A 9,484-nucleotide genomic window follows, 5' to 3' on the forward strand; every position below is an offset into this window, starting at 1 on the left:
ATTATCCTTTCTTACTGGTTTTTTGATAATTCTACGGCCATCCGGGTTGCTTCACCCATTGTTTCAGCCACTTTAAAACGCGTATTGCGCAACAGGTCGCGCCCTTCCTTTTCGTTAGTTCCGGTCAGGCGGACAATAACGGGAATATCATTCTCTATCTGTTCGAAAGCTTTCAGTAAACCGTAAGCAACATCATCGCAACGGGTTATTCCCCCGAATATATTGATTAATACCACTTTTACATTGGGATCTTTCAACAACAACTTCATGGCCTCAATCACTTTTTCCGGATTAGAACTTCCTCCGATATCAAGGAAATTGGCCGGATCGCCACCATAAAGCTTAATCATATCCATTGTCGCCATTGCCAAACCGGCACCGTTCACCATACAGCCGATCTCACCGCCCATATACACATAACTGAAACCACTTTCTTTTGCCCTGACTTCTATCTTTTCTTCCTCCGTTGGTTCGAAAAGAGACAATACGCCAGGTTGGCGATACAACGCATTATCATCGAAAGTCATCTTGGCATCGATGGCGATCAAGACTCCTTCACGGGTCATTACCAGCGGGTTTATCTCCACCAGGGAAGCATCTTTCTCAATAAACAAACGATACATATTTTGTATGATACCTGCTAATTGATTCACCTGCGACAACTTATCGAACAAAGTAAAAGCATAACGCCGGGCCAGATAATCCGGAATTCCGATCATCGGATCGATCCGGAAATGAAAGATCTTTTCAGGGGCGCGATGAGCGACATCTTCTATATCCATGCCACCTTCGGCACTCATCATCAGGACGACCGAGCGGGAATTACGGTCGATCACAAAACTGATATAATATTCCAGATGGATATTCACGGCTTCACTGACAATCACCCGGGTAACGGGATAATCTTTGATCGTCATACCTAGAATGTTTTCTGCATACTGAAGGGCTTCTTCTGCATTACCTGCCAGTTTCACACCGCCGGCTTTGCCCCTGCCTCCGGTCAGTACTTGTGCCTTGATGGCAACCTTTTCTTCTCCCAACTGGCTAAAAGCAGCCACGGCTTCATCCGGTGTACTACATAAAATATGCCGTTCGACCGGTATTCCATAATCAGAAAAGAGTTTTTTCGCCTGATATTCGTGTATCTTCATCGAATAATAAATTTAGTGGTTCCTACTTTTATAATAAACAATCCGGCTGTCCGTTAGTTTAAGTAACAAAAAAACTTGATACAAATATATGAAAAACTTGAATGATAGAAAATGGAAAGTGCTTGAAAGCACCTATCTTCACCGTAAGCCTTGGTTGACAGTTCGTAGCGAGCATGTAGAACTTCCCAACGGCAACCAGATACCGGAATATTATGTTTTTGAATACCCGGACTGGATCAATGTCATAGCAATTACCAAAGAGCATAAATTTGTCTTCGTGCGGCAGTATCGTCATGGATTAGGCGAAACCTCTTTCGAATTATGCGCGGGAGTCTGTGAAAAAGAAGACCCTTCCCCACTCGTTTCCGCCCAACGTGAGCTATTGGAAGAAACAGGTTTTGGCAACGGAGAATGGACTGAATATATGACAGTTTCCGCCAATCCGGGAACACATACCAATCTGACTCACTGCTTTCTGGCTACCGATGTCGAACAAGTCACCACCCAGCACCTGGAGGATACGGAAGACCTGACCGTCCATATCCTTACGCTCGACGAAGTAAAGGAGCTACTGGAAACAGATCAGATCAAACAGGCCATACACGCTGCCCCGCTTTGGAAATACTTTGCGGAGAACCGTTTGATATAATCGAAAAGGGGCTACTTCCCTGTTATAATCACGATTTTATTAGGATAATTCATCCTCTTTTCATATATTTGTTAGGGAAGAATATGAGGAGGATGAGTTTTATGAGTAACATTTCAGACTATATCGAACAATTTGTCCTGGATAAACTGAAAGAGTTTAACGAAGGAAGAAATGCTGACAAAGGCGTGTACTATATTCTTTTGCCTAATGAAAAGACCGCTTATTATACGCTTTGGTTCTATAATCCGGGTGCTGAATATCATCCGAATGTTTTCCTTTCTACATTGGAGGTCAATGCGATCAACTCAGTAGAAAAAGCAATGAAGGCCGTAGCCAACTCCTTCGCCAGGCTGAACATTACTCCCCGTATCGACTCCATATCCCACAATGCCGACGACGTTATCACTTTCGGCAAATATCGCGGATACCGTTTATATCAGATCGTAACGATCGACCCTAAGTATGTGGCATGGATTGCCAATAAATATGACGCGCGTGTACAAAGCGAAAGGCGTTTTAAGGAACTGGCGGCAACCTATGCATGGGTTCATCAGGATCTATATACTTCCCGTATGCACAAAGTACCCGTTAGTCGATTTGTCGGAGTAATAGACGAAAAACTTAGTGAGCTGCATCTTTCCATCCTGCGGGTCAAAGTGGAAGATAATCCATATAAGACCCGTACTATCCGGGGAACCCCCCATTTTTACGTCGACCAGAAAATCGTTGCTTCGGACGAAGCAGGCAACCTGTTTTTCTTCACCATTCGTGCAACCGACCGCAGCTTGGAAAGCGGTAAGTTAAGTAATACCGACCATGCTTATCAGGCCGGAGAGAAAATGCATATCCGCTCGGCTAAGGTGATCAAACATTATACCTCCCGGAATATACGGTATACAAAATTAGGGTATATAAAACTGCACTGACGTTAAAGAAGGCCTGTTACATAATTTATTTCAAAGAAATATTTAGTTATCTCCTTTTAGTTACAAGGAATTCATTACATTTGCAGTATAACTTAAAAAGAATAACCAACCATGACAAAAAAAGAATATCCATTACCGGAAGAAACTTCACAAAGCGTAAATGAGCCTCAGGCTGCATACGGATTCAATACAGAGATCCAACGTCCACCCTGTCAATATACTCTTGAAGAACTGAATAAACGACTGGATCAGGCTGAAGAAGAAGCTCGTCAAGGTTTAGGATTGACTACAGAGGAACTCCGTAAAAAATATAATCGATGGAATATATCGTAAAATGGATGCCCATTGCACAACTCGACCTGGAGGATATCTACCATTTGCATATGCAGGACCGGTAGAACCTTTTTTAGCCAATAGAGAAAAAGAATATCATTCGCTGGTCGTTGAGAAACACTTCAAACTTATATATTATATAGAAGGAAACAATGTATGTATCACAGCGGTTTGGGATATACGAAGGGATCCTGAATATCTAAAATATTCCATCAAGTAAGTTCTACTCTTTTCCTTTTAATATAGATCATCCCTCCTATAAAGAAGCAAAGCCCAGCTACGGTTAAGATCAGAATACGGTAGTTACTGGTGTGACGTACTTCCTGTTTTTGTATTTCTTCCACTGTTCTCGCGGTATAGGATTGTTGCGTAGCAGAAACAGAGGCCAGGCTGTCGATACTGCTGCTAACCTGTTGCAGGCGGGCTACGGTAAGGCTTTGCAGGGGTTGCCTGCCCGAACTGTCTGGTGGAAGGAAAATGACCTGCTTTAGTTCCCACGATAAGGAGTCGTTCAGGATAGAGCGACTTTGTAATAACAAGCTGTCGTTGCGGTCTATTCTGACCGACTCGTTCCGATTTGCATTTTCCTGCCGGCGCACAGTTTTTTTCATACCACAGCTAAAGAATAAACAGGCAATACAGAGCATATAAACAAGTACTTGCATCCGGTTCTTTCCGAATTGCTTCAACGAAAGATGCAGGAAACGGCGGCGTTTGTATAAGATAGCCTGGTCGAAAGGTAAGCCCGATCGCATCAACAGTTCCAGCAACTTCTCCGGGCCTTCGGGAGTATAACAATCGGCTGCCTCCCCCTTCACATGCTGGCTCGTAGCCACACCGCCCACCAGACGGTTCACCTCTTTATTCCGGTAACCGCTCAGAATGGCGATCGGCTTCTTATACAATTGCCGCAACGGTTCCAGCAAACAACCGACCAGATGCTGCAACGATGCTCTTACCTGAGCAGGCGGTTCATTGGCTATCGCATTCTCTACTGCGGTACGGCTATACGTAAGCTCTTCCAACGTGAAATGTTCACTTAACCCGGTCTTTTTACTTCTACTTTCCATTGTCATTGATTTTAAATTTATAGGTATAATCAACCCCGAAAAGGGCACCCGCAAACGTACTGATCTCACCGAAAGCCACCAATACGCTGTTATCGATCAATCCCTGCGGATCGATCCAGAATCCGCTGAAGAGAAGAACAATCCCGCTCAATGTGAGCAGGATTGCAATAATCAACTGAACCGTTAACCGTTTCATAATCTCCGTCTTTTAACTGTCAACTGTCAACTCACTCGATCACCGGTCTGTCGTCTTCACCACCACCTTCGCCTTCGTCTTTTTTCTCCAACGACATCTTTTCGAAACTCGTACGGCTTTTAGCGACACGCAACTCTTTGCCCGGGAAGAAACGAACTTTCGGTTCGCGGATCATACTCGTAGTAAAACTCTTTTCATCTGTCACGCCCTCCGAACCGAAGTTATACCGGAAATGACCGAGATCCCCGAAATGTACCCTTCGTCCATGCTGCAAATGGCGAACCAGGATAACCACCGAACGGTCGATCACCGCTTTTACCCCGGCACTGCCTACACCCGAACTATCGGCTATTTCCTCAATAAACTCTTCAAAAGGAACATAATCGCCACACACCATCTGTGCATAGATTTTCTCCGGTACTTCTTCCTTGTCCGGCCCCATGTTCTTTCTTGTTACCAACTTAAACTTCATTGCCATAATTAATAATGTATTAGTTAATACCCGTTATCGAAACACAAAACAAATATAGGATAAGCGAAGTAGGAACTCTCTGCGATAATAAGGGGAGAGAAGAGGGTCTCAAGCACGACAACGAGACATTCATCCTCTCTATCACCGAACCTGTTCTCCCCCCGGGTTTTATACTTATTTCACACGCGGTCCGATATACCCAGGTTCATTGGTGACGGGGGTCTTGTCTTTCAGCATATTGAGATCGGTGGCTGTGAGAATTATCGAACGCAATTTGTCTCCGAAATACTCGATGTCGTAATCATAGGTGAAGGATAGACGAAGCGAGAAAGCCAGATGGACAAAGGAAGCCTCATGCCCGAATGCCCTCCCTTCCGTCAGGCCGATAAAACGCTGGATGATGTCAGGCTCCTGCAGGTCGAACCGCAGCTCCCCCAGCGCGGTATGCTCCAGCAGGTAATCGACCGACCGCTGCCAGTCGCGTGTGATAAAATTCGTAAGGAACGTTTTGTAATCTACCGTCAGGTAATCCCATTCGCAAAGAGCTACTTTATAAGCCAGCTGCCGGTAATACAAACGCCTGACAGGGGGTAATTCACTCAGGATGATTTCAAACTTACTTACCGACGGCTTCTTTCTGCCGAACAACGATTTCAATGTATCGTACATAATATAAAAAATTAGCCGGAAAGAGTGAATTCTCTTTCCGGCCAACAAGCATGTACAACGAAACCGAGACGATTTTACGCTTACATGCCGGACAATGCCATCATTTTCAATGCCACCGATAAGTTCTCCCTTGCCAGGCGGGGATTCTGGGGCATTGCTTTGCGGAAGTATCCGCAAGCAGCCTCCCCGTCACCCTCCATCAATAATAAGACACCCCGGTTGATATACGAACGGGGATCGTCGTCGCACCGTTGCAGGAAATAGCGGGCCGCCTCCTTATCCCCGAGCGCCAGCGAGGCCGCCGAAGCATTCAATTGTGCTACTCCGCAAGCGGGAAAGCGATAAGCTGCGAGCTCATATATCTCGCGATACTGCTCCGTTCCCGGACGGTACAGCGAAGCCACCTGCAAGAACTCTGCGAGCGACATCTTTTCCGGTGACGAATACACCCGGTCGACTAATACATCCATATCGGCCGTCTTCTTTTCTTCACTCTCCACCTCCCCGCTTATTTCCAGTTCAATGCGTCGCAGACGGGCAAAAAAGGTTCTCTCCAACTCTTTATATACGGCACCCTTATCCAGGCGGCGTAATTGCCTGCGCCTGGTATCGGCATCCGGGATACTGTCGAGCAACGCCAGTACACGGGAGGCATAGCTCTTTACCGGAGTTGTTTCCAGCAGGCGGGCCAGCCCCCGCCAATCCTCACCTACCCAATCGATGGTGACCTGGCTGTTGTCAGGCAGGTAACGTTTATCCTGCAGGTACTTCTTTAATGCCAATACCCGTCCGGCAGACAGACGTTCGTTGGCCGACGTATTACCGTCGGGCGAAGCATAGCCTGTCAGACGAATGTTCCTTACAGGGTTTCCATCCCGTAACAGGACGTCCAGTTCTCCGCAGAGCTTCTCCAGTTCCGCCCGGTTATTGCCATAACGGGGGTCGACGGCGGTACCGCCGGCAGGATAAGCGATATAAGCCGTCAGCTTTCGGGTGACGGTATGGGGAGCGGTAACACAGACTTCGGGAGTAACATAACTCACCATCCGCCCGTACACAGCAGCCGCATCTATCTGTATCTGCGGGATTTCGGCGTGGCGCACCGGCGTAATGCCCCCTCTATTACCGCCCGTTTCCGGCCGGAAAGTCCCGCAGGAAAAGAGAGTAGCAGCCAGCGCCAACAGCCCGGCTGTCTCTTTCACTTTTTCGTAGCGTATCATTTATCCGGGGCCGAATTAAGGGTCTGCAGCAATTGCTTTCCCGGTTTAAACTTCACGCTGGTACGCGGCCGGATCACACAGGTAGTACCTGCCCGGGGGTTACGCCCCACCCGCTCGGTCTGTTTCCACGGAGAAAAAGTACCGAATCCTTGCAGCATAAGGGAATTATCACCTCTGATCGCATCTGCCAGCACTGCTTCGAACGTATTGATAAATTTAAGCGATTGATATCGCGGTACGCCCATCTTAAAGGCGACTTCGTTGATTAAGTCTGTTTTGTTCATGTTTGTTGTTGTTTATATTGTAACATAATCTCTGTTTTCCTATCTTGTTTTATTCTATTTCTGTTTATCTCCGAACGCGAAGCCCAACTGTCAACTGTCACTTGTCACCTGTCACTTCCGTGAGGGCATAAAAAAACCCTCGATATCTCTTTGTTCGAGATATTGAGGGTTTGAAGAAAAAGGGTCTTATACGGTATATTACAGCTTCGCTATTTCTTCGGCAGTCAAACCGGTTGCCTGCGAGATAAGCTGAATATCCAGACCCAACTGTTTCATATCGGTTGCAATTTCCTTTTGTTTTAAGAGCTCACCTTCCTGGCGGCCTTCCGCGAAACCTTCCTGGCGACCTTCCAGCCTGGTTCCTTCCAACGTATCATTTTGGATCATAATTTCACTCAAGTGATTATCATAGGCACGGCGTTCCGCGTCACTCATATTATGATAGATCAGCTTTTCACGCGCCTCCTTCAAACCGGGAGCGGTCGTGTCGGGACGGATCGTGCCGTCTTTCAGATAGGCTATCCATTCCTCCAACGGAGTGACGGCTACCTGGTTGAACTCGTTCACACGGATCAGAAAGTACTCGGGAAAAATCTCTGCCGGTAGTTTATGCACCAGGGCATCTTTCTCCTTTACGCTCACTTCCAGACGATCGCCGGTATGTACGCCGGTGAAGATATTCTGGCCGTGGTACAGGTAATCGTTTCCCTTGCCGATATCGAAGTAAAGAATATTTACGGAGTAGATTTTCTTCACCTCATAATAACTCGTCCCTAAAGAGATATGCTCGGTGATGGCTTTCGCCACACCATAGAGGATACGTTCCAGAAAAGCCAGTTCACGTGTGTTCTGTACTTCCACGATGATGATCTCCCCCTTGCTGTTTTTAGCCTTGATGTCTACCCGGTTGAATTTGTCGTCAAAGGATTGCTGGTTGCCTTCGCTTTCCAGCAGTTCGATGATCTCCACCTTTTCATCCAACAACACGGTAAGCAGCCCTTCCAGCACGCCGAAATTGGCTTTCTGCCGCAGAAGCCTCTTTATGGCCCAATCGAATCGAATGTAACTATCTTTCATAAGACGATACAATTATACATTATTATATATACAAATATATACATGCAAATGTAATCAATTCAAGGCAATATACCCCGTAACCGCCTTACTATTTTTCTTCAAACCCTCAATATGTCAAAGATCGCTTTTTATCAGATATGAATGTTTCAATTATTGTCAAATATGAATGTAGTGCGTTGGTAGGGGCGGTTCGCGAACCGCCCTTACAGGCGCCGTCACAATGGAACAGGCAGGTTCGGCCGTAGGGGCGGGGTCTGCCCGCCCTTCTTCACCGGTTGTTATATTCTTGTCGCAAAGGGTGGGCAAACCCTACCCCTACAAAACCTGTCATTTTGGTTCACCTTTTTCTATATATTCACCTGACACGGTTCTCTCACCGCTGCCTTTTCGCTCTTCCGTTCAATACCTTACCCGTTGGAGTAAAGCACCGGAGCGTGGTTTGGTAAATGCTCTTGATCGCTCTTTACCGATGGACCAGTCTCTGTTTTCTCTGTTACAAGGGTATTCTAACGCCCTCCAAACCTCGGATTACAGACCATCATCATTTATTAAGTTAGCTGGACACACCTTATATGTCGCGGACACAACGTACTCGACATGTATACATCGTAGCATCTTTCCCGATTAAGCCATTACCCATCGCAATGCTGACACGGTACTTGTTATTTCCTTGGCTCACCGAACTGCTCCAGTATGGGTAGAAAATAAACTTTGCCCCAAGTGCGCTCGATGCGGCCTCGCTATCCGACGCATCTTCATTCGCACCTTTACACTTTGTATACATAGCGAACAACTCTATCGCGGTAGGCACTCGCCAACCCGTTCCCTTTGACCTACAATATTTCAATACACCCGTCTCGCTATATCTATAACTATTGGCGGATTGCGTACTCTCAACCTCAACTGTATAAGGTATACTTATTGTATAATCACTTGAATTTCCTTTATAATCGCTACCACTTCCATTTGTATCTTCATGATCATAATTAAATGGAGGATAGTCGCTGCTAGGGTACGCCTCCTTGTAAGCTGTTACTAACGCCTGATCAATCATCACTGCATTAGTCAATCCATCCTTCTGTTTAACCTTTACTGTTTTAGAATGATTACCTCCTGGTACAGCAACAGTAAACGTTGCTTCACGAGCCCCCCCCGTATTGGCAGTAGCGTTAAATGTTAGCGTCTGGTCAGCTCCGGTGGCAGTGGAAGAGCTAGTTGCTGGTGTTATTCCATTAGTTTGCTCAGACGGACTTACCGTCCATGGCAAACCATCAGTTCCTTTTACTGTTACAGAACCGGAAGTTACCGTATTTTCTAACTCAATCTCTGTTTTGGAAACACTAAACGTTGAACCTGACTGCTTGATAGCAACCGGCTTGGTTATATTCCCGGCTTTCACTGATATATTAGCTGCTGTACGCTCCGTACTGTTCAAAT

Annotated in this window: 12 protein-coding genes; 3 read left to right on the plus strand and 9 right to left on the minus strand. The window is 46.2% G+C overall.

What is annotated here, in order from left to right:
* Positions 1 to 11: 11 nt before the first annotated feature.
* Positions 12 to 1,151, minus strand: a complete 1,140-nt coding sequence (sucC, locus tag M1P97_RS13865; RefSeq protein WP_249389386.1) for an ADP-forming succinate--CoA ligase subunit beta — start codon at positions 1,149 to 1,151, stop codon at positions 12 to 14.
* Between the two features lie 88 nt (positions 1,152 to 1,239).
* Between sucC and M1P97_RS13870 the strand changes: the two genes are divergently transcribed.
* The 3 genes from M1P97_RS13870 to M1P97_RS13880 all read left to right on the plus strand — a co-directional run bounded on the left by M1P97_RS13870 (position 1,240) and on the right by M1P97_RS13880 (position 3,059).
* Positions 1,240 to 1,800, plus strand: a complete 561-nt coding sequence (locus tag M1P97_RS13870; protein WP_195371407.1) for an NUDIX hydrolase — start codon at positions 1,240 to 1,242, stop codon at positions 1,798 to 1,800.
* Between the two features lie 101 nt (positions 1,801 to 1,901).
* Complete coding sequence (locus tag M1P97_RS13875; protein WP_249389387.1) at positions 1,902 to 2,726, plus strand: hypothetical protein; 825 nt, start codon at positions 1,902 to 1,904, stop codon at positions 2,724 to 2,726.
* Positions 2,727 to 2,837: 111 nt separating this feature from the next.
* Complete coding sequence (locus M1P97_RS13880; protein ID WP_249389388.1) at positions 2,838 to 3,059, plus strand: hypothetical protein; 222 nt, start codon at positions 2,838 to 2,840, stop codon at positions 3,057 to 3,059.
* A gap of 212 nt (positions 3,060 to 3,271) precedes the next feature.
* On the opposite strand, the gene M1P97_RS13885 is transcribed toward M1P97_RS13880, so the two are convergent.
* The 8 genes from M1P97_RS13885 to M1P97_RS13920 all read right to left on the minus strand — a co-directional run.
* Positions 3,272 to 4,135 carry a D-Ala-D-Ala carboxypeptidase family metallohydrolase gene (locus M1P97_RS13885; protein ID WP_394803915.1) on the minus strand — a complete coding sequence of 288 codons (864 nt, stop codon included), beginning with the start codon at positions 4,133 to 4,135 and terminating at the stop codon, positions 3,272 to 3,274.
* A complete protein-coding gene (locus tag M1P97_RS13890; RefSeq protein WP_028726708.1) occupies positions 4,119 to 4,325 on the minus strand; it encodes a hypothetical protein in 207 nt (68 codons plus the stop codon). The genes M1P97_RS13885 and M1P97_RS13890 overlap by 17 nt, the downstream gene beginning before the upstream one ends.
* Positions 4,326 to 4,356: 31 nt before the next feature.
* Positions 4,357 to 4,803, minus strand: coding sequence for an HU family DNA-binding protein (locus M1P97_RS13895; protein WP_195371417.1), 447 nt, complete (start codon positions 4,801 to 4,803; stop codon positions 4,357 to 4,359).
* Between the two features lie 168 nt (positions 4,804 to 4,971).
* On the minus strand, positions 4,972 to 5,466 hold the full coding sequence (locus M1P97_RS13900) for a hypothetical protein (protein WP_195371419.1): 495 nt from the start codon (positions 5,464 to 5,466) through the stop codon (positions 4,972 to 4,974).
* Between the two features lie 80 nt (positions 5,467 to 5,546).
* A complete protein-coding gene (locus M1P97_RS13905) occupies positions 5,547 to 6,686 on the minus strand; it encodes an OmpA family protein (protein WP_249389390.1) in 1,140 nt (379 codons plus the stop codon).
* A complete protein-coding gene (locus M1P97_RS13910) occupies positions 6,683 to 6,970 on the minus strand; it encodes an HU family DNA-binding protein (protein WP_249389391.1) in 288 nt (95 codons plus the stop codon). The genes M1P97_RS13905 and M1P97_RS13910 overlap by 4 nt, the downstream gene beginning before the upstream one ends.
* 198 nt (positions 6,971 to 7,168) lie before the next feature.
* Complete coding sequence (locus tag M1P97_RS13915; protein ID WP_249389392.1) at positions 7,169 to 8,047, minus strand: Rpn family recombination-promoting nuclease/putative transposase; 879 nt, start codon at positions 8,045 to 8,047, stop codon at positions 7,169 to 7,171.
* A gap of 568 nt (positions 8,048 to 8,615) precedes the next feature.
* A partial coding sequence (locus tag M1P97_RS13920; RefSeq protein WP_317242868.1) for a BACON domain-containing protein occupies positions 8,616 to 9,484 on the minus strand: 869 nt, incomplete at its 5' end.

The sequence above is a fragment of the Parabacteroides leei genome, from assembly GCF_023369805.1.
GTDB classification, from domain to species: Bacteria; Bacteroidota; Bacteroidia; order Bacteroidales; family Tannerellaceae; genus Parabacteroides; species Parabacteroides leei.